The sequence below is a fragment of the Streptomyces phaeochromogenes genome, assembly GCF_001418655.1.
GTDB classification, from domain to species: Bacteria; Actinomycetota; Actinomycetes; order Streptomycetales; family Streptomycetaceae; genus Streptomyces; species Streptomyces phaeochromogenes.
On the sequence record NZ_LIQZ01000045.1, the window covers coordinates 1 to 18,054 of the forward strand.

The 18,054-nt window shown below is 70.6% G+C and carries 16 protein-coding genes and 2 pseudogenes; 11 read left to right on the forward strand and 7 right to left on the reverse strand.

Annotated elements, in window-relative coordinates; all coding sequences use genetic code 11:
• Window positions 1-468: 468 nt before the first annotated feature.
• Window positions 469-753: pseudogene (gene tnpA / locus AOK17_RS06820) on the reverse strand (IS200/IS605 family transposase); the annotation flags it as partial.
• 7 nt (window positions 754-760) lie between these two features.
• On the opposite strand from tnpA, the pseudogene AOK17_RS52005 reads away from it, so the two are divergent.
• Window positions 761-1,165, forward strand: a pseudogene (locus AOK17_RS52005) (zinc ribbon domain-containing protein); the annotation flags it as partial.
• Here the strand turns inward: AOK17_RS52005 and AOK17_RS06825 are convergent.
• Window positions 1,153-2,091, reverse strand: a complete 939-nt coding sequence (locus tag AOK17_RS06825; protein ID WP_055611432.1) for an EamA family transporter — start codon at window positions 2,089-2,091, stop codon at window positions 1,153-1,155. The pseudogene AOK17_RS52005 and the gene AOK17_RS06825 overlap by 13 nt on opposite strands.
• Window positions 2,092-2,236: 145 nt before the next feature.
• On the opposite strand from AOK17_RS06825, the gene AOK17_RS06830 reads away from it, so the two are divergent.
• A complete protein-coding gene (locus AOK17_RS06830; RefSeq protein ID WP_055611414.1) occupies window positions 2,237-2,761 on the forward strand; it encodes a MarR family winged helix-turn-helix transcriptional regulator in 525 nt (174 codons plus the stop codon).
• A gap of 112 nt (window positions 2,762-2,873) precedes the next feature.
• On the opposite strand, the gene AOK17_RS06835 is transcribed toward AOK17_RS06830, so the two are convergent.
• Window positions 2,874-4,427, reverse strand: coding sequence for an FAD-dependent monooxygenase (locus AOK17_RS06835; RefSeq protein ID WP_055611415.1), 1,554 nt, complete (start codon window positions 4,425-4,427; stop codon window positions 2,874-2,876).
• A 163-nt stretch (window positions 4,428-4,590) separates the two neighbouring features.
• On the opposite strand from AOK17_RS06835, the gene AOK17_RS06840 reads away from it, so the two are divergent.
• Window positions 4,591-5,202, forward strand: a complete 612-nt coding sequence (locus AOK17_RS06840; protein ID WP_055611416.1) for a TetR/AcrR family transcriptional regulator — start codon at window positions 4,591-4,593, stop codon at window positions 5,200-5,202.
• 142 nt (window positions 5,203-5,344) lie between these two features.
• On the opposite strand, the gene AOK17_RS06845 is transcribed toward AOK17_RS06840, so the two are convergent.
• The 3 genes from AOK17_RS06845 to AOK17_RS06855 all read right to left on the reverse strand — a co-directional run bounded on the left by AOK17_RS06845 (window position 5,345) and on the right by AOK17_RS06855 (window position 8,255).
• On the reverse strand, window positions 5,345-5,623 hold the full coding sequence (locus tag AOK17_RS06845; RefSeq protein ID WP_055611417.1) for a hypothetical protein: 279 nt from the start codon (window positions 5,621-5,623) through the stop codon (window positions 5,345-5,347).
• Window positions 5,624-5,748: 125 nt separating this feature from the next.
• Entirely contained in the window at window positions 5,749-8,004 is a 2,256-nt protein-coding gene (malQ, locus tag AOK17_RS06850; RefSeq protein ID WP_055611418.1) for a 4-alpha-glucanotransferase, read from the reverse strand.
• Window positions 8,004-8,255 (reverse strand): hypothetical protein, encoded by a 252-nt coding sequence (locus tag AOK17_RS06855; protein ID WP_055611419.1) that lies wholly within the window; start codon window positions 8,253-8,255, stop codon window positions 8,004-8,006. The genes malQ and AOK17_RS06855 overlap by 1 nt, the downstream gene beginning before the upstream one ends.
• 289 nt (window positions 8,256-8,544) lie before the next feature.
• On the opposite strand from AOK17_RS06855, the gene AOK17_RS06860 reads away from it, so the two are divergent.
• Genes AOK17_RS06860 through AOK17_RS06870 form a run of 3 tightly spaced genes read left to right on the forward strand, consistent with a single transcriptional unit; the run spans window position 8,545 to window position 11,167 of the window.
• Entirely contained in the window at window positions 8,545-9,078 is a 534-nt protein-coding gene (locus AOK17_RS06860) for a PadR family transcriptional regulator (RefSeq protein ID WP_055611433.1), read from the forward strand.
• The gene (locus AOK17_RS06865; RefSeq protein ID WP_245697034.1) at window positions 9,075-9,815 is read left to right on the forward strand and encodes an ABC transporter ATP-binding protein; all 741 of its coding nucleotides are present in this window, start codon (window positions 9,075-9,077) and stop codon (window positions 9,813-9,815) included. Before AOK17_RS06860 ends, AOK17_RS06865 begins: the two co-directional genes overlap by 4 nt.
• The gene (locus AOK17_RS06870) at window positions 9,812-11,167 is read left to right on the forward strand and encodes a hypothetical protein (protein ID WP_055611421.1); all 1,356 of its coding nucleotides are present in this window, start codon (window positions 9,812-9,814) and stop codon (window positions 11,165-11,167) included. The genes AOK17_RS06865 and AOK17_RS06870 overlap by 4 nt, the downstream gene beginning before the upstream one ends.
• A 265-nt stretch (window positions 11,168-11,432) precedes the next feature.
• Here AOK17_RS06870 and AOK17_RS06875 read toward each other — a convergent pair whose 3' ends face one another.
• On the reverse strand, window positions 11,433-11,969 hold the full coding sequence (locus AOK17_RS06875; RefSeq protein ID WP_055611422.1) for an HNH endonuclease: 537 nt from the start codon (window positions 11,967-11,969) through the stop codon (window positions 11,433-11,435).
• A 275-nt stretch (window positions 11,970-12,244) separates the two neighbouring features.
• Between AOK17_RS06875 and AOK17_RS06880 the strand changes: the two genes are divergently transcribed.
• The 5 genes from AOK17_RS06880 (at window position 12,245) to AOK17_RS06900 (ending at window position 18,054) form a co-directional block, all read left to right on the forward strand.
• On the forward strand, window positions 12,245-13,324 hold the full coding sequence (locus tag AOK17_RS06880) for a mechanosensitive ion channel family protein (RefSeq protein WP_055611423.1): 1,080 nt from the start codon (window positions 12,245-12,247) through the stop codon (window positions 13,322-13,324).
• A 260-nt stretch (window positions 13,325-13,584) separates the two neighbouring features.
• The gene (locus AOK17_RS06885) at window positions 13,585-14,796 is read left to right on the forward strand and encodes an ROK family transcriptional regulator (RefSeq protein WP_055611434.1); all 1,212 of its coding nucleotides are present in this window, start codon (window positions 13,585-13,587) and stop codon (window positions 14,794-14,796) included.
• A gap of 81 nt (window positions 14,797-14,877) precedes the next feature.
• A complete protein-coding gene (locus AOK17_RS06890) occupies window positions 14,878-16,206 on the forward strand; it encodes an ABC transporter substrate-binding protein (protein WP_055611424.1) in 1,329 nt (442 codons plus the stop codon).
• Window positions 16,207-16,212: 6 nt separating this feature from the next.
• Entirely contained in the window at window positions 16,213-17,154 is a 942-nt protein-coding gene (locus AOK17_RS06895) for a carbohydrate ABC transporter permease (RefSeq protein ID WP_055611425.1), read from the forward strand.
• A gap of 3 nt (window positions 17,155-17,157) precedes the next feature.
• Window positions 17,158-18,054 carry a carbohydrate ABC transporter permease gene (locus AOK17_RS06900; RefSeq protein ID WP_055611426.1) on the forward strand — a complete coding sequence of 299 codons (897 nt, stop codon included), beginning with the start codon at window positions 17,158-17,160 and terminating at the stop codon, window positions 18,052-18,054.

Below are 18,054 nucleotides of genomic sequence, written 5' to 3' on the forward strand. Positions count from 1 at the left end.
CGCCCCCAGACCCCCGCATCGGCCTGAACGGCCTCGTCCTCAAACGCCGGACGGGCTGAGATGTGCCTGGACTGGGCTATAGAGGTTCGGCCCGGCCGCGCAATCTTCAGCCCCTCCGGCGTTTGAGGAGCGGGGGTTCGGGGGCGGAGCCCCCGAAAGGGACGATGGGGGTCCCGCCGCTCGAGCGAAGCCGAGAGTGGGGGAGGGTAGGGGCGAGCGAGCCGAGCCCCAGGCCGGGACCGGTTCGCTTTGTTCGGTTCGCGTCCGGCGTACTGCTCGTACGGGTCGTCGGGGCCAGGGCTCCCACGGTTTGTCCCACGCCTCTCTTCCCGTCGTCCCGTCGCCGGGAACTCGGTCGATGTGGATCTACCTTTGATCTTGGCCAGTGCTCCGCCGTTTTCGGCGGGGGTGGAGGCCATCTCAGGGCTGTTCTGACCCGCGCTGTGAGCACGGTCCGCAGTGTTGTCCTCAGCCGGCGGGGCGTTGCTGGTTCTCGATGTACTGCTTGACGACGGTCAGTGGTGCCCCTCCGCAGGACCCGGCGAAGTAGGAGCCGGACCAGAAGTGTCCGCCCCACAGGTAGCGGCGGACATGGGCGTCGTATTCCTGGCGCAGGCGTCGGGAGGAGACGCCCTTGAGGCTGTTGACCAGCTTGGAGAGCTGGACCTTGGGTGGGTAGTGGACGAGGAGGTGGACGTGGTCCTGTTCGCCGTTGAACTGCTTCAGCTCGGCCTCGAAGTCCTGGCAGACCTCGCGCATGCGCCGGGCCGCGGACTGGCAACACAAGACCACCACCCAGATCGCCGACACGTACTGCGTCGTGGTGGTGGAAGCACTCCAGATCACGAACATGGTCAAGTCCGCCAGGGGAACCGTCGAAGAGCCGGGAACGAACGTCGCCCAGAAATCCGGGCTGAACCGCTCGATCAGCGGAGAGGCATGGGGCCGCACGGTCACCCTGCTGACGTACAAGCCCACCCGCCGGGGTGGCACCCTGGCCAAAGCCCCCGCCCCGGGCACCTCCCCGCGTTGCTCAGCCTGTGGGTTCACCACCCCCGGCTGCCGGGAGGGCAGTCGTCAGGCGCGCACCGCGCGTCAAGCCATCCACCGCAAGGTAGGGCGGAATCTCCCTCGTTTACGTGGGAGATCGCTTCAACGTCGCAGCGCCGGAACCGTCACGTCCATCGAATCTTTTCGACCATTCCTTTCAGCTGAGCTGAACGTCTCGGTTGTACGCACAGGACGTACCCCGAGCTGGCCGAACACCGTCGCCCCGAAGGCCAGGGCCATGCCCGCCAGCTGTACGGGACCCAGCGCCTGGCCGAGTGCCGCCCAGCCGATGACGGCCGCCGTGAGCGGGGAGAGCGGGCCGAGGAAGGTGACCTGGGTGGCGGTGAGCCGGCCGATGCCGCGGAACCAGAGCCAGTACGCGACCGCCGTGTTGGCCAGCGCCAGATAGAGGTAGCCGCCGACCGCCCGGCCGTCGAGCGCGGGCGGCGCGCCCTCCACCAGCAGCGCGACCGGGACCATCAACAGCCCGCCCGCGGTCAGCTGCCAGCCGGTGAGGGCGAGCGGGCCGACCCCCTCGGGACGCCCCCACCGCTTCGTCAGCACGGTGCCCGCGGACATCGACGCGGTCGCGGCGAGGGCGGCCAGCACACCCACGGCGTCCAGCGCACCGGCCGCCTTCAGCACGACCAGGCTCACGCCGAGGGCAGCCGCGATGCCCGTGAGGAGCGTACGGAGGGTCGGGCGTTCGCCGAGCAGGACCGCCGCGAGGCCCACGACGAAGAGCGGGCCGACGGAACCGACGACCGCCGCCATACCGCCCGGCAGCCGGTACGCGGAGAGGAAGAGCAGCGGGAAGAAGGCGCCGATGTTCAGAGCGCCCAGGGCCGCCGCCTTCCACCACCAGACCCCGCGGGGCAGCGTGCGGGCGAGGGCGAGCAGGACGAGTCCGGCGGGCAGGGCGCGCATCAGGCCGGTGAACAGGGGGCGGTCGGCCGGCAGGAACTCCGTGGTGACGGCGTAGGTGCTGCCCCAGGAGACGGGGGCCAGGGCGGTGAGCGCGATGACGGTGCTGCGGTTCATGACCGGCTCCATGAGGGGGTGGCTCGGGAGCTGACTCCGGAAGACGACTCCGGGAGTTAGCTTGGCAGTAATTAGCTTAGCGCTAAGCTACTTATCGTCAAGCCACCTTCTTGCAGCCCGGTCATACGGTGCGGATACTCGCCCCATGAGCACATCCAAGGCCGCCAGGACCCCCACGGACCCCGTCGACGCGATCATCGACCAGTGGGCCGCCGTCCGGCCCGACCTGGACACGGCCGCGATGGAGGTCTTCGGCCGCGTCTTCCGGCTCTCGCGGGCGATGGGCGACCGGATGGAGAAGACGTACGCGCGGCTCGGCATCTCGCGCGGCGAGTTCGACGTGCTCGCCACCCTGCGACGGTCCGGCGACCCGTACGCCCTCTCGCCCCGCCAGCTCTCGGCGACGCTGATGCTGACCACGGGCGGCATGACCGGCCGCCTCGACAAGCTGGAACGGGCCGGTCTCCTCCGCAGGTCCCCCGACCCTCATGACCGCCGCGCCCTCCAAGTGACGCTCACGGACAAGGGGTTGACCCTCGTCGACGAGGCGGTCGGCGCCGGGCTCGCCGTCCAGACGGAGGCGTTGTCGTCCCTCGACGAGGAACAGGCCGGGCAACTGGCCGACCTGTTGCGTCAGTTGCTTGCCGGAACGGGCCGGACGAGTCGCTAGCGACTCGCCGGAGTGGGGGGTGCGGGTCGGATGTGGCCAGGTGCGCCCACGCGGCGGAGCCGCACAATGTCACAGCCCCGCGCCCCTTATGAGGCGGGGATCGCGGGGATGGTCAGTCCTGCCCCATCGCCGCCGTCAGTGCCGCCTCGGTCTCCTCGGCGGTCGGTGATTCCGCCGCCCAGGCCGCGTAGCCGTCCGGGCGGATCAGGAGGGTTGTGCGGCGGGCGCTCGCCCAACTTCCCACGGCCAGACGGTCCTTGCGGGTGTCCGCGCCGACGTCGGTGCCAGCGTCGACGCCGGCGCCGGTGGGTGCGTCCGGCGGGGTGATGAGTACGAACCTGCCGCCACGCAGGGCCTCGTACAGGCGGCCGTCCCGAAGGGCCACGTCCGGGACGCGCTTGCCGACCAAGGGGTGGGCGCCTCGCGGGGACCGGTAGGAGTAGCCGATGCCGGTGATCTGGCCGATCATGCGGGTGCGGGCCGGGCGGGCGTGGTCCAGGAACGTGGTGAGCAGGGTGCGGGCCGCGAGCGTCCAGGGCCGGTTGGCCATCGCGAGCCGTACGATTCCGCCGCTGCTGCGGAGGACGGACCTGCCGACGGGGTGGCGTTCGGACTGGTAGGTGTCCAACAGGTCGGCGTGGACGTGGCCGTTGAGTGTCGCCGCCAGCTTCCAGCTCAGGTTGGCGGCGTCCTGGAGTCCGGTGTTCATGCCCTGGCCGCCGGCCGGGGTGTGCACGTGCGCGGCGTCCCCGGCCAGGAAGACCCGGCCCACCCGGTACGCCGGAGCCTGTCGCTCGTCACTGTGGAAGCGGGACATCCAGCGGGCGTCGTGCATACCGTAGTCGCGGCCGAGGGCGAGGCGGGTGATCTCCTTGACCTCGTCGAGGTCGAGGGGCGCGTCGTCGGCGACGTTGCGCCTTCGGTCCCAGCCGATCACCCGGTAGTAGCCGTCCCCGAAGGGCGCCAGGAACGCGAACGCGTCCCCGACCGCGTTCACGGTCAGCAGCGTCTCCGGCTCCTCGGCGAGCCGGACATCGGCGAGGACGACGGAACGGATCGCCGATCGCCCGGGGAACGGCAGCCCCACCGCCTCCCGCACGGCACTGCGCATCCCGTCCGTCCCGACGACGTACGCGGCCCGCAGCTCCTCCGGTCCCCTGCCGGTCCCCCCAGTCCCCTCGGCACCGGTGGCCGCGCGCACCCTGAGGGTCACCCCGTCCGCGTCCTGGACCAGCCCGGTCACCTCGGTCTCGTACGCGAACCGCACCCCGGCCTCCACCGCCCGCCGCTCCAACACCCGCTCCACCTCGTACTGCGGCAGCACGAGCAGGTGGTTGAAGCGGGAGGGGAGGGTGGTCAGGTCGACGGTCAGGCGGGAGAAGAGCCGGAGCCGGTCGAGCGTCTGCCCCTTGCTCTCCAGCTCGTCGGCGAGGCCTCGGGCGTCGAGCTGCTCCAGCGTGCGGGCGTGCAGCACGAACGCGCGGGAGAGGTTGCTGGTCCTGTGCGGACGCTTCTCGACGAGCGTGACGGGGATGCCGGCGGTGGCGAGGTCGCCGGCCAGCAGCAGTCCGGTGGGGCCCGCGCCGACGACGATGACGTCGCGGGAAACGGCGCCGGCCGTACGGGGGGTGCCGTGCTTGTCGGTCGTGCCGGTCGAACCGGTCATGGCGGCCTCCTGGTGCCAACGGTTGTTGGTCAAGGGCTGTTGGCAAACACCGGGTGGTCCGGTTGCCAACGCTCGTAGGCCAACGCTTGTAGGCCAACGCCCGTTTGCCACCATAGGGCGACACCCCTGGCTCGTCAACAGCTGTTGGCCTACGCTTGTTGGCATGACCGACACCGACTCCCCCACCCAGCACGCGCAGCCCCCTCAGCCCGCCCGCCGCTCCGACGCCACCCGCGCCACGATCCTCACCGCCGCGCGCGAACGCTTCGCCGCCGACGGGTACGAACGCGCGACCATCCGCGCCATCGCCCGTGACGCGAAGATCGACCCGTCGATGGTGATGCGCTACTACGGCAACAAGGAGGGCCTGTTCGCGGCGGCCGTCGACATCGATCTGCGGCTGCCGGTGCCGGAGAAGGTGCCGAAGGAGGAGGTCGGCCGGATCTTCGTCGAGCACTTCGTGGCGCTGTGGGAGAAGAACGAGGTGCTCACGGCGTTGCTGCGGGTCGGGGTCACCAACGCCGCCGGGGCCGAGCGCATGCAGGGCATCTTCAAGGAGCAGTTGGTGCCGGTGGCCCTGCGCGTCTGCCCCGACCCCGAGCAGGTCCCGGCCCGCGCCGCGCTCGTGGCGTCACAGATGCTGGGCATGGCGCTGACCCGGTACGTCCTGCGCCTGCCGCCCGCCGTGGACCTGCCCCGCGAGGAGATCGTGGCCTGGCTGGCACCGACCGTCCAGCGCTATCTGACGGCCCCGCACCCGGGCCCCGCCCACTGAAGCGACAGCCACAGAGCGCGGTGCCCGGACCGGTCGGAAACACGTCGAGGGCACCGTCCTCGGGCACGTACGACGACTGCCGTACGGACGCGAGGACGATGCCCTCGAAACAGAAAATCTCAGTGGCCGGAGCCCGCCGAGGTCAGGAAGCCTTCACGGCCGCCTTCGTCTTGGCCTTGCCCTTCGCCTTCGGGTGACGGTCCGTCGACCCGTCGAGGACCCAGACCAGAGCGGCGATCAGCAGGAACAGCCCGATCGGCGCCGCGACAAAGAGCCCCAGCGTCTCGATGACGCTCAGGCCCGGGCCGGGGTCGTCGCCGTCGTCAGGCGTCACCGCGAGCGCGGGGGACGACATCAGCAGCATCATCAGCGTCGTACCGGCAGCCAGGGCGCCGGCGCGCAGGGCGTTCTTCTTGTCCACGGTGCAAACGTAGCGAACACCTAATCCGGCCGCGCGCCCGGGGGTGCCGTACGAGGCGAAACGCCTCCCGAGTCCGGCCCGGGATCCACGACATCCGGCCCGGAATCCAGGGCATCCGGCCCGCATCAGCCCTCCACTTCCACCCCCCGGCCCGCGCGCAGCACGTCGATGAGGGCGTGCAGCCGGGGTGAGGCGGCGAGTTCCTCCAGGGTGACGGGGCGGCCCTCGGCGTCGGCGACGGGCAGGCGCCAGTTGGGGTACTGGTCCCAGGTGCCGGGCAGGTTCTGCGGGCGGCGGTCGCCGACGGTGTCCGGGAGCCAGACGCCGATCATGCGGGCGGGGGTGCGCAGCAGGAATCGGTGCAGGCCCTGGATCTGCGCCTCCTCCGAGTCCTCCGACTGCCCGCCGGCCGCGCCCTGGAGCAGTCCGAGCCGGGCGAGCAGCGCCAGCCACTCCCCCACGTCAGCAGCCGCCTCGGCCCGTTCCTCCTCCACGGGGCGGGTCAACAGGCCCAGCCGGTCGCGGAGTTCGACGTGGTCGCCGGTGAGCCGGGACGCGGTGGGCGGCAGGTCGTGGGTGGTGGCGGTGGCGAGGCAGTCGGCGCGCCAGCTTTCGGGGGGCAACGGCAGGCCCGTACCGTCCCAGTCGCGTTCGAACCACAGCACCGACGTGCCGAGTACGCCGTGCTCGTGCAGCTTCTCCCGGACGCCCGGCTCGACGGTGCCGAGGTCCTCGCCGATCACCAGTGCCCCGGCGCGGTACGCCTCCAGCGCGAGGATCGCGAGCATGGCCTCGGCGTCGTAACGGACATACGTTCCCTCGGTGGCCGGGCGGCCCTGGGGGATCCACCAGAGGCGGAAGAGGCCCATGACGTGGTCGATACGGAGGGCGCCGGCGTAGCGGAAGAGGGCGCGCAGGAGGCGGCGGTAGGGGGCGTAGCCGGACTCGGCGAGGCGGTCCGGGCGCCATGGCGGCAGCCCCCAGTCCTGGCCCTGCACGCTGAACGCGTCCGGGGGCGCGCCGACCGACATGCCCGCCGCGAAGTACTCCTGTTGCGCCCAGGCGTCGGCGCCGCCCGGGTGGACGCCCACCGCGAGGTCGTGCACGAGCCCCACGCCCATGCCCGCGTCGCGCGCGCTGCGCTGGGCGGTGGCGAGCTGGGCGTCCGTCAGCCAGGCGAGGCGGCTGTGGAAGTCGACGCGGTCCATCAACTCGCCCCGGGCGCGGGCGGTTTCGGCCGAGCGGGGGTCGCGCAGGGCGGCCGGCCACTTCTGCCAGTCGGAGCCGTACACCTCGGCGAGCGCGCACCAGGTGGCGTGGTCCTCCAGCGCCTCGCCCTCCTCGGCGAGGAAGTCGCAGTAGGCGGCGCGGCGTCCGGGCCCGAGCGGCACGTCCCGTACAAGCTCCAGGGCCTCGCGCTTCAGCTCCCACACGGCGTCGCGGTCGATCAACGCGCCCTTGCTCAGCACGGATTCGCGCTGCCGCTCGGCCCGCTCCAGGAGCGTACGGACGCGGTCGCGGTCCCGCTCGCCGGCGTACGCGAACTCGGGGACGTCCTCGACGCGCAGGTAGACGGGGTCGGGGTAGCGGCGCGAGGAGGGCCGGTACGGGGAAGGGTCGGTGGGTGCGCCCGGCACGGCCGCGTGCATCGGGTTGACCTGCACGAACCCGGCGCCGAGCGCCCGTCCCGCCCAGGCCGTCAGCTCGGCGAGGTCCCCGAGGTCACCCATGCCCCAGGAGCGTCGGGACAGCAGCGAGTAGACCTGCACGAGCAGCCCGTACGTACGCCCCGGTGCCGCGGGCAGCCGGGTCGGCGCGACGACGAGATGGGCGCGGGCGGTCCGTCCGTCGGGAGCGGTGGCCTCCAACTCGTGGACGCCGAGCGGCAGTTGCTCGGCTGAGGCACGCGTCTCGCCCTGCTCGGTACGGATCCGCAGCCGGGTACCGGCTGGCAGTGCGGCGAGGGCGGCGGCGAGCGAGGAGTCTCCCGGGAATCCGGGCGGGGCGGCCGGGCCTTGGCCCGCCTGCGCGCCCTCGTCCGCCTCCGACTGGTTCTCGCCCGGCGCGGGCCGGATCTCGCCCGGCGCGCGCTCGTCCTCGTCCGCCCCCGAGGCGGACTCGCGCGCCCCGGGGCCGTGGTCGCTCCCGGCGGCCGTCGGCGCCCCGCTCCAGCTCACCAGTGTCGGTGGGAGCAGTCGTTCCCGTAGCTCCGTCTCGCGTGCCGTGAGCGCCGTGCGGACGGCGTCCGGTGTCGCGGCGGCGACGCCCAGCGCGGCGAGGACGGCGACGACCGCGGCGTCCGAGGCCGCGACCGTGCGCCCCGGGGACGGGCTGAAGGAGGTGGCGACGCCGTGCAGCGCGGCGAGCCGGGAGAGCGGCATCAGACCCCCGATGGGTCCAGGCCCGCGGCGGCGCCCGTGGAGGTGGGCTCGCTCGTCAGGTGCGCGGCGTCGGCGAGAGGCGGTTCGCTGGTGAGGGGGGCGGCGTCGGGCAGCGGCGGCTCGCTGGTGAGCGGCGTCTCCGCGCAGGGCCCTTCGGCGGTGAAGACACAGATGTACGGGTCGGGGTCGGCGGGCTGCTCCGCCGGGCGTTTGGAGAGGGCCGAGAGCAGAAGCTGTGCTGATGCGGCCATGGGGGCCTCCTTGGTCGTCGCGGGCAGTCGCACGGCATCCGTCACGGGTAGCCGTACGGCGGGTCAGGGCAGCCCTACCCAGCGGGCGGGCGCGCAGACGTGACAGCCCGGACAACGTGCCCTTGTTCACATTCTGACCCTTCTGCGCCGGGTGACCAAGAGCGCCTGTGCGACCACCGTCCGCGATCGGCCCCCTCCCGGGGTGCGGCCCGGGCCCCCCAGGGCACGGGCGAGGTTTTTCCGCGATCACTATTCACTCGCTACATATACTGAGTACATAATGGTCGCCATGAGCACCCGCCACATCCTCCTGGGGCTGCTCGCCGGAGGGCCGAGCCATGGCTACGACCTCAAGCGACGCCATGACGAACGCTTCCCGCAGGCCCGCCCGCTGGCCTACGGCCAGGTCTATACGACGTTGCAGCGCCTGGTCCGCGACGGTCTCGCGGAGGTCGACGGGACCGATTCGGACGGCGGTCCGGAGCGGACGCTGTACCGGTCCACCGACGACGGAGCGAAGGAACTCGTCGCATGGACGGGCGAGATCACCCCGCCGGCACCCTTCGTGACGAACGAGATCTTCGCCAAGGTCGTGTGCGCGATCCTCGCCTCGGCCGACCCCGCCCGGTATCTGAGCACCCAGCGCGCCGCACACATGGCGCGTATGCGGGAGCTCACGGCGGTCAAGACGGCGCCCGGCGCCGATCTCGCAACCGTCCTCTCGGCCGACTACGCCCTCAACCACCTCGACGCCGATCTGCGCTGGATGACCACCACCGCGGCCCGGCTCACCACTCTGACCGCGGAGGTCGACGGAGCATGAGCAGTACGCCCATGAGCAGTACGCCCATGAGCAGTACGCAGAAGACCGTGCCGGTCCTGGCGGCCCGAGGCCTCACCAAGACGCACGGCAGGACCCAGGCGCTACGGGGCGCCTCGGTCGAGCTGCGCCCGGGCGAGATCCTCGCCGTCACCGGCACGAGCGGCAGCGGCAAGTCCACGCTGCTGCACTGCCTTGCGGGGATCGTCCGCCCCGACGAGGGCTCGGTCGTCTACGCCGAGCAGCGCCTCGACCAGCTGCCGGAACAGCGGCTGAGCGAGTTGCGGCGTACGGAGTTCGGGGTGGTGTTCCAGTTCGGGCAGCTGATACCCGAGTTGACCGCGCTGGACAACGTCGCGCTGCCGCTGCTGCTCGCGGGGGCCTCCCGCAAGGACTCCCACGAGCGGGCGGGCGAGTGGCTGGAGCGGTTCGGCGTACGCGGCCAGGAGGAGCTGCGGCCCGGGGAGATGAGCGGTGGCCAGGCTCAACGGGTGTCGCTGGCGCGGGCGTTGATCACCGGTCCGAAGGTCGTCTTCGCGGACGAACCCACCGGCGCGCTCGACTCCCTCGCGAGCGAGGGGGTGATGGCGGCGCTGGCGCACACGGCCCGGGAGTCCGGCACGGCGGTGCTGCTCGTCACGCACGACGCGCAGGTCGCGGCGTACGCGGACCGTGAGGTGGAGCTGCGCGACGGGGTCGTCGTCTCCGGGGCGGACGCCGTCGTGGAGATGTTCCGATGAGGGCCGACCTGCGGCTCGCGCTGCTGCTGACGCGGGGGTCGGACCGGCGGGAGTGGTGGCGGGTGATGCTGACGGCGGTGGGGGCCGCGTTCGCCACCGGCCTCGGGTTCGCGGCGGTCGCGGTCGCCTCGGTGGAGGGGCAGGTGTCCACCTCGTACTTTCACGGTCTCCTGAACCAGCCTGGGCAGCGCGCCGGGGTGGTCGTCACGCTGTTGCTCCTGTGGGTGCCGGTGCTCGGCTTCCTCGGACAGTGCGCACGCATCGGCGCCGTGCACCGCGACCGCAGGCTGGCCCGGCTGCGGCTCGCCGGGGCGACGCCGAAGCAGGTGCGGCACATCGCGGCCCTGGAGGCCGGGCTCGCCTGTCTGCTGGGGGCGGTGGTCGCCGCGGTGTTCTCCGCGCTCCTCATGGTGAACCTGTTGCAACAGCGGCTTCCGCCGGCGGCCTGGGGCGGCTTCGCCCTGGTGACGTTCGCCGTGCCGCGCCTCGCCGTGGTGGTGAGTGTGGTCGCGCTGCGCCGGGTCGTGGCCTCGCCGCTCGGCTGGGTGCGCCGGGTGCGGCCGGGTCACGGACGGGTCGCCACCCTCACCCTTGTGGTGCCGGCGGTACTGGTGGGCCTGGCCGCCCTGCTGATCGTCATGCGGAGCACCGGGCCGGGGGCCACCTCGTTCCCCCTGCTGGTGTTCTCCGCGGTGGCGCTGACCGGTGCGGGCTCGGTGGCGGTTGCCGGGATCACCGCACGGGCCATCGGCAAGCGGCTCGCCGCCCGGACCGGGAACCCCGCGGTCCTGATCGCCGCCGAACGGCTCCGGGCCGACCCGTGGGCCACCGCGCGCACCAACGCGGCCGTACTCCTGGTGGCCGTCGTGGGCGTGGGCTTCGTGGGCGTACGCCAGATCTTCCTCCACTCCGTGCATCACCCGCAGGAGGGTCTGCCCCACAGCCCCGAGGACCTGGCGTTCTACACCACCGGCGCCAACCTGGCGGGCGCCGCCGTCCTGATCGCGCTGCTGATCAGCGTGGGCGGTCTTGCCGTGGGCACCGCCGAGTCGCTCGCCACCCGGCGCCGTGGCCTCGCCGCACAGGCCGCGGCGGGCGTACCGCAGAAGGTGCTGGGCCGGGCGCTGCTCCTTGAGACCGCGCTGCCGCTGGCCCCGGCGATGCTGCTCGCGGGCTTCGGCGGCGCGGCGGTGTACTTCGCGTACGGATGGGTCGTGGATGCTGCGGCCATCCCGATACTGGTGCCGCTGCTGGTGCCGGTGGCCGTCTACGCCGCCTGCCTCCTCGCCGCCGCCACTTCTCTGCCCCTGCTACGCCGTTCGGTGCACCCGGCGGAGCTGCGCTTCGCCTAGCCGCGCCGCAGAACTCCGGCTCTCCGGGACGCACGAGGGGACTTCCCTGAGAGCCGGAAAAGCCGGAAAGACGAAAGAAACGGCGGGCCGGCACACGAAGGAGACGGCGAACCGGCCCGCACGAAAAAGGCGGACCGGCCCGCACAGCGCAAGACGGACCAGCCCGCGCAACGCGAGACGAACCGGCCCGCGCCAAAAATGCGGAGTCAACCCGCGCCAAAGAAGCGGAACCGGCCCGCACAAGGCAAGACGAAGGCCCGGATCGTCAGGCGGAAATGCCGTCGATCCGGGCCATCGCGTCCTCCGCGCCGTACGGCTGCAGGTATGGCAGCCAGCGCGGGTCCCTATGCCCGGTTCCGATGATGCGCCAAGCGAGCCCCGTCGGCGGGGCCGGTTTATGGCGCAGGCGCCAGCCGATCTCGACCAGGTGACGGTCGGCCTTGACGTGGTTGCAGCGGCGGCAGGACGCCACCACGTTGTCCCAGACGTGCTGACCCCCGCGGCTGCGCGGGATGACGTGGTCGACGCTGGTTGCGACGCCACCGCAATACATGCACCGGCCGCCGTCGCGGGCGAAGAGCGCCCTACGGGTCAGCGGAACGGGCCCCCGGTAAGGGACCCGTACGAACCTCTTCAGCCGGACCACGCTGGGTGCGGGGACAGTAACGGTTGCACTATGCATAAAGGCGCCGGATTCCTCGAGGCAGACAGCCTTGTTCTCGAGGACGAGGACGAGCGCGCGGCGGAGCGGTACGACGCCGAGGGGCTCGTACGACGCGTTGAGGACCAGGACATGCGGCACGGATGGCCTCCTTGTACGCCGGCGGCGCGTGGCTCGCGCCGGGACGATCTGTAGTCAGTCTCCCCTCATGCCTGGTGGAAGCGCCACCATGTCCCGGTAACGGGCTGGGAGTGTTTTCGACCACACCCTCTTCATCCCCAGGTGAGCACGGTCTCTCCCTCGAACATTGCAACGATCCGCACATGCTGCCCCGTTAGTGTGGTGGTTCTGCCCGTCGGTGCCCCTATTCCGATGTCCCTGCCGCGGGCGGACCGCTACGCCTGGAGGTACCTGCCGTGTTCTTGTCCGTCCTGTCGGCCGCCGATCCCACCGAGGAACCGACGGCGCCAACGCTCCAGGACGCCCAGGAAAGCGCGAACAACGCCGCGAGCTGGGTCGAGCAGAACTGGTCCACATGGCTCAGCATCGGCCTGCGCGTGCTGCTGATCCTGGTGATTGCGGCCGTGCTGAGAGTGTTCATACGGCGGACCATCACGAAGTTCATAGACCGCATGAACCGCACGGCCCAGGCGGTCGACGGGACGGCCCTCGGCGGCCTCCTGGTCAACGTCGAACGCCGCCGTCAACGGTCCCAGGCCATCGGTTCGGTGCTCCGCTCGGTGGCGTCCTTCGCGATCATGAGCACGGCCGCGCTGATGATCCTCGGCACGTTCGAGATCAACCTGGCCCCGCTGCTGGCCTCGGCCGGTGTGGCGGGCGTGGCGATCGGTTTCGGCGCCCGCAACCTGGTCACGGACTTCCTCTCCGGTGTCTTCATGATCCTGGAGGACCAGTACGGCGTGGGCGACACGGTCGACGCGGGCGTCGCCTCCGGCGAGGTCATCGAGGTGGGTCTGCGCGTCACCAAGCTCCGCGGCGACAACGGCGAGATCTGGTACGTCCGAAACGGCGAGGTCAAGCGCATCGGCAACCTCTCCCAGGGCTGGGCCACGGCCGGTGTCGACGTCACGGTCCACCCCTCGGAGGACCTGGACCGGGTGAAGGCCGTCCTCAACCAGGTCGGCGAGGACATGAGCAAGGCCGAGCCCTGGAACGAACGCCTCTGGGGACCCATCGAGGTCCTCGGCCTCGACAGCGTCCTTCTCGACTCGATGGTCGTCCACGTCTCGGCGAAGACGATGCCCGGCAAGGCGCTGAGCGTCGAGCGCGAACTCCGCTGGCGCATCAAGCACGCCCTGGACGGGGCCGGCATCCGCATCGTCGGCGGTCTCCCCGCCCAGCAGGACGAGGAGGCGGCCCCCGACCCGACGGCGGGCATGGCGGCCCCGTCGGCCTACTCGAACTCCGCGTCCCCCCAGTCGCAGACGGCGTCGCCCATAGCGCCGCCGGCGGTCCCGACGAATGTGACGAAGTAGGGGCGAGAGCTTTCTCATACGCGCACCGGCCTCTGTGGGGCGGCATCCGGGTCACTCCGGGTGCCGCCCCACACGCGTGTCCCCGCACTGTCCGCCGGGTAACGACTTCATTGCCCGACAGTGGCCGGTATTGACGCGTCCCCCACCCCGGGCCTACCTTCCTCCCACCGATAGGAAAGTTTCCTAACAATGATTCCGCGGTGGACTTCCCGGTGGCAGCACTGGGAAGCTGGGCAGCCGAAAGGCAGGTGTCGACACTCATGGCAGGAACCGCCGGTACGCCGGGCACCCCTCGCGTTCTGCGCGCCATGAACGACCGTGCCGCACTCGATCTCCTGCTGGAGCACGGGCCGTTGTCCCGGACGCGGATCGGCAAGCTGACCGGCCTGTCGAAGCCGACCGCTTCGCAGCTGCTGGCCCGGCTGGAGGCGGCGGGGCTCGTCCTCGTCACCGGCACCAGCGAGGGCCGGCCAGGGCCCAACGCACAGCTGTACGCGGTGAACCCGGCCGCCGCCTACGCCGCCGGGCTCGACGTGACGCCCGAGCGGATCCTCGCCGCCGTCGCCGATGTGACGGGGCGGACGGTGGGAGAGTACGAACTGCTCACCCCCGGCCGCCGCGCGGGACAGACCGTCGTACGGCAGGTCACCGACGCCCTCGACGGCGCCGTGAAGGCGGCGGGGCTGGTCCGGGCCGACATCCAGCGGCTCGTCATCGGCACCCCCGGCGCGTTCGACCCCAACACGGGGCGGCTGCGCTACGCCTCCCACCTCCCCGGGTGGCACTCCCCCGCCCTGCTCGACGAGCTCGCGGCAGCGCTGCCGATGCCCGTCGAGTACGAGAACGACGTCAACCTCGTCGCCATAGCCGAGCAGCGGCTCGGTGCGGCCCGGGGCCACGAGGACTTCGTACTGCTGTGGAACGAGGGCGGTCTCGGTGCCGCGCTCGTCCTCGGTGGACGCCTGCACCGCGGCTGGACCGGCGGCGCGGGCGAGGTCGGCTTCCTCCCCGTACCCGGCGCGCCACTCGTGCGGCACGTCACCAAGGCCAACAGCGGCGGCTACCAGGAGCTGGCAGGCTCCCAGGCCATCCCGAAACTCGCCCGTGAACTCGGCATCCAACCCCTGCCGACCGGGCCGTACGCCGAAGTCGCCGCCGCGCTCGTCGAGCAGGCGGCGGACATCAACGCGGGGGCCCACCGGCAGCTCCTGGAGACGTACGCAACGGGGCTCGCCACCGGTCTCGCCTCGCTCGTCTCCGTCCTCGACCCCGAACTCGTCGTCCTCAGCGGGGCCTCGCTCACCAGGGGCGGCGAACCGCTGCGCACCCTGGTGCAGGCCGAGCTGGAGGAGCTGGCCGCGTCCCGGCCGCGCCTCGTGGTCGGCGACGTCGACGAACACCCCGTGCTGCGCGGCGCGTTGGAGAGCGCGCTCGCGGCCACCCGCGACGAGGCCTTCGACACCTCGCGCTGAGCAGGACCCGCACGCCTCCCCCCGCACATCTCCGTACACAACCCGTCCCACACCCCCGTCCCGCCCCAGGGAGACCTCGTCATGCCCAGAATGCCCAGGAAAGCGGTGTTCGCCGCCGCCTCGATAGCCCTTCTCACCACCGCCTGTACCGGCCAGTCGGACACCGGCGCCACGGACGACCCGAACGCGTCGACCACGATCACGTTCTGGCACGGCTGGAGTGCTCCCGCCGAGGTCAAGGCCATCCAGGCGAACATCGACCGCTTCGAGAAGGAACACCCCAACATCAAGGTGAAGGTCGTCGGCAACATCAACGACGACAAGCTCAACCAGGCGCTTCGCGCGGGTGGTTCGAGCGGCCCCGACGTGGTGTCGTCGTTCACCACGTCCAACATCGGCAAGTTCTGTTCGTCCGGCGCCTTCGCGGACCTCAAGCCGTTCATCGAGAAGTCGAAGCTCGACCTCGACAAGATCATTCCGAAGCCGATGCTGGAGTACACCCAGTTCGAGGGCAAGCGCTGCGCGATGCCGCTGCTGGGCGACGCGTACGGCCTCTACTACAACAAGGACGCGTTCAAGAAGGCCGGCATCAAGGCGCCGCCGAAGACGTGGTCCGAGTTCACCGAGGTCGCCAAGAAGCTGACGAAGTCCAAGGGCGACTCGTACGAGCAGCTCGGCTTCATGCCGAACTACCACGGCTACGAGACGGTCGTGGACCACTACATGTCGCAGTGGGACCACGCCTACTTCGACAAGGACGGCAAGTCCAGCATCGCCGAGGACCCGGCGTTCGCGGAGATGTTCACGTACCAGAAGAAGCTCGTCGACAGCCTCGGCGGCTTCCAGAAGCTGGAGAAGTACCGCAACACGTTCGGCGACGAATGGGGCGCCAAGCACCCCTTCCAGACCGGCCAGGTGGCCATGCAGCTCGACGGCGAGTGGCGGCTGGGCATGGCGAAGGACGCGGGCGTGAAGTTCGACATCGGCACGGCTCCCATGCCCGTCGCCGACGACGAGGTCGACGAGTACGGCAAGGGCTTCCTGTCCGGCACGGTCATGGGCGTCGCGCCGCAGAGCAAGAAGCAGAACGCGGCCTGGGAGCTGGTGAAGTACATGACGACCGACACCGCGGCCGTCGTCTCCTTCGCCAACGCGATCCACAACGTGCCGTCCACGTTCGCCGCGCTGAAGTCGCCCGACCTGACGGTCGACCCCGGTTTCAAGACGTTCCTGGACATCGCGCAGAACCCGCACTCCAACACCCCGCCGGCATCCGTCAACGGCTCGACGTACCAGACGACCCTGCAGGACTTCGGCTACCAGTACGAGTCCGGCAAGGCGAAGGATCTGAAGGCCGGTCTGAAGAAGACGGCCGACCAGATCGACCGTGACATCGAGCAGGCGAAGTAGCCACAGATGTCCACGCTCACTCTGCGTGCGAAGCGCCGCCGGTCGGCGCTTCGCACGGCCGCCTTCATGTCGCCGTGGCTGATCGGCTTCAGCGTCTTCTTCGCGTATCCGCTGATCTCGACCGTGTACTTCTCCTTCATGAAGTACGACGGCTTCGGTGTCCCCGTCTTCCGGGGTCTGGACAACTGGAACTACGTCTTCAACGACTACCCCATGTTCTGGCCGGCGCTGCGCAACACCCTGTGGCTGGTGGTCGTCATGGTCACCCTGCGGGTCGCCTTCGGCCTGGGCATCGGCCTGTTGATCACGAAGATCAAGACGGGCACGGGTGTGTTCCGCACCCTCTTCTACCTGCCCTACCTGGCGCCGCCCGTCGCGGCGACGCTGGCCTTCGTCTTCCTGCTCAACCCGGGTACGGGGCCGGTCAACTCGGTCCTCGGCGACCTCGGCCTGCCGACGCCCGGCTGGTTCACGGACGCCGCGTGGTCCAAGCCCGCCCTGACCATGCTGGCCCTCTGGGGCGTCGGCGACCTGATGGTCATCTTCATGGCCGCGCTGCTCGACGTACCGAAGGAGCAGTACGAGGCCGCCGAGCTGGACGGGGCGTCCGCGTGGCACCGGTTCCGGTTCGTGACGCTGCCGAACATCTCGCCGATCGTCATGTTCGCGGTGGTCACCGGCGTGATCCAGACCATGCAGTACTACACACAGCCGCTGGTCGCGGGGAAGGTCGCCTCCGGGATCATCGGCGGCTCGGGCCAGCAGTTCGAACCGGGATACCCCGACAAGTCGACGCTCACCCTGCCGCAGCTCGTCTACAACCTCGGCTTCCAGCGCTTCGACTACGGCTCCGCGTGCGTGGTCGCGCTGGTGCTGTTCGCCCTGTCCATGGTGTTCACCGCGTTTCTGATGCGGCGCCGGGGCGGTCTCATCCAGGCAGGTGACTGACCCATGACCCAAGTACTCGACAAGCCCGTGGAGTTGGGGGCGCCGCCGGTCACCCCCGCCGAGCGGACCGCCCGCCGCAAGGCGCTCCTCGAATGGATCGCCGTGCACGCGCTCGGCGTCGCCGCCGCGCTGTTCTTCGTGCTGCCCTTCGTGTTCGTCGTCCTCACCTCCCTGATGAGCGACAACCAGACCCTCACCAGGGACCTGATCCCGGACACCTGGGAGTGGGGCAACTACGCGAAGGTCTTCGACACGCCCGGCTTCCTCACCTGGTGGAAGAACACCCTTCTGTACGCGGGCGGCGGGACCGTCCTGACGGTGGTGTCCAGCATTCCGGTGGCGTACGCGCTCGCCAAGTTCCGCTTCCGTGGCCGGAACCTGTCGTTGATGCTGGTCATCTCGATGATGATGCTGCCGCCGCAGGTCATCATCATCCCGATGTACCTGTTCTGGGCGAAGCAGCTGGATCTGTCGGGCACCCTGTGGCCGCTGATCATCCCGATGGCGTTCGGGGACGCGTTCTCGATCTTCCTGCTGCGGCAGTTCCTGATGACGATCCCGAACGAGTACATCGACGCGGCGAAGGTCGACGGCTGCGGGGACTTCAGGACCCTGCTCAAGGTCGTCCTGCCGATGGCCAAGCCGGGCATCGCCGCCGTCGCGCTGTTCCAGTTCTTCTACGCCTGGAACGACTACTTCGGACCGCAGATCTACGCGTCCGAGAATCCCGGCGCCTGGACCCTGAGCTACGGCCTGGAGTCCTTCAAGGGCGCCCACCACACCGACTGGAATCTGACGATGGCCGCGACCGTCCTGGTCATGGCCCCCGTGATCCTCGTGTTCTTCTTCGCGCAGAAGGCGTTCGTCGAGGGCGTCACGCTCACCGGAGTGAAGGGCTGA

Excerpts from the sequence above, each read along its gene's own strand:
- AOK17_RS06825 (WP_055611432.1), bottom strand. The coding sequence starts at position 2,091 with ATGAACCGCAGCACCGTCATCGCGCTCACCGCCCTGGCCCCCGTCTCC.
- AOK17_RS06830 (WP_055611414.1), top strand. The coding sequence starts at position 2,237 with ATGAGCACATCCAAGGCCGCCAGGACCCCCACGGACCCCGTCGACGCG.
- AOK17_RS06835 (WP_055611415.1), bottom strand. The coding sequence starts at position 4,427 with ATGACCGGTTCGACCGGCACGACCGACAAGCACGGCACCCCCCGTACG.
- AOK17_RS06840 (WP_055611416.1), top strand. The coding sequence starts at position 4,591 with ATGACCGACACCGACTCCCCCACCCAGCACGCGCAGCCCCCTCAGCCC.
- malQ (WP_055611418.1), bottom strand. The coding sequence starts at position 8,004 with ATGCCGCTCTCCCGGCTCGCCGCGCTGCACGGCGTCGCCACCTCCTTC.
- AOK17_RS06855 (WP_055611419.1), bottom strand. The coding sequence starts at position 8,255 with ATGGCCGCATCAGCACAGCTTCTGCTCTCGGCCCTCTCCAAACGCCCG.
- AOK17_RS06860 (WP_055611433.1), top strand. The coding sequence starts at position 8,545 with ATGAGCACCCGCCACATCCTCCTGGGGCTGCTCGCCGGAGGGCCGAGC.
- AOK17_RS06865 (WP_245697034.1), top strand. The coding sequence starts at position 9,075 with ATGAGCAGTACGCCCATGAGCAGTACGCCCATGAGCAGTACGCAGAAG.
- AOK17_RS06870 (WP_055611421.1), top strand. The coding sequence starts at position 9,812 with ATGAGGGCCGACCTGCGGCTCGCGCTGCTGCTGACGCGGGGGTCGGAC.
- AOK17_RS06885 (WP_055611434.1), top strand. The coding sequence starts at position 13,585 with ATGGCAGGAACCGCCGGTACGCCGGGCACCCCTCGCGTTCTGCGCGCC.
- AOK17_RS06890 (WP_055611424.1), top strand. The coding sequence starts at position 14,878 with ATGCCCAGAATGCCCAGGAAAGCGGTGTTCGCCGCCGCCTCGATAGCC.
- AOK17_RS06895 (WP_055611425.1), top strand. The coding sequence starts at position 16,213 with ATGTCCACGCTCACTCTGCGTGCGAAGCGCCGCCGGTCGGCGCTTCGC.
- AOK17_RS06900 (WP_055611426.1), top strand. The coding sequence starts at position 17,158 with ATGACCCAAGTACTCGACAAGCCCGTGGAGTTGGGGGCGCCGCCGGTC.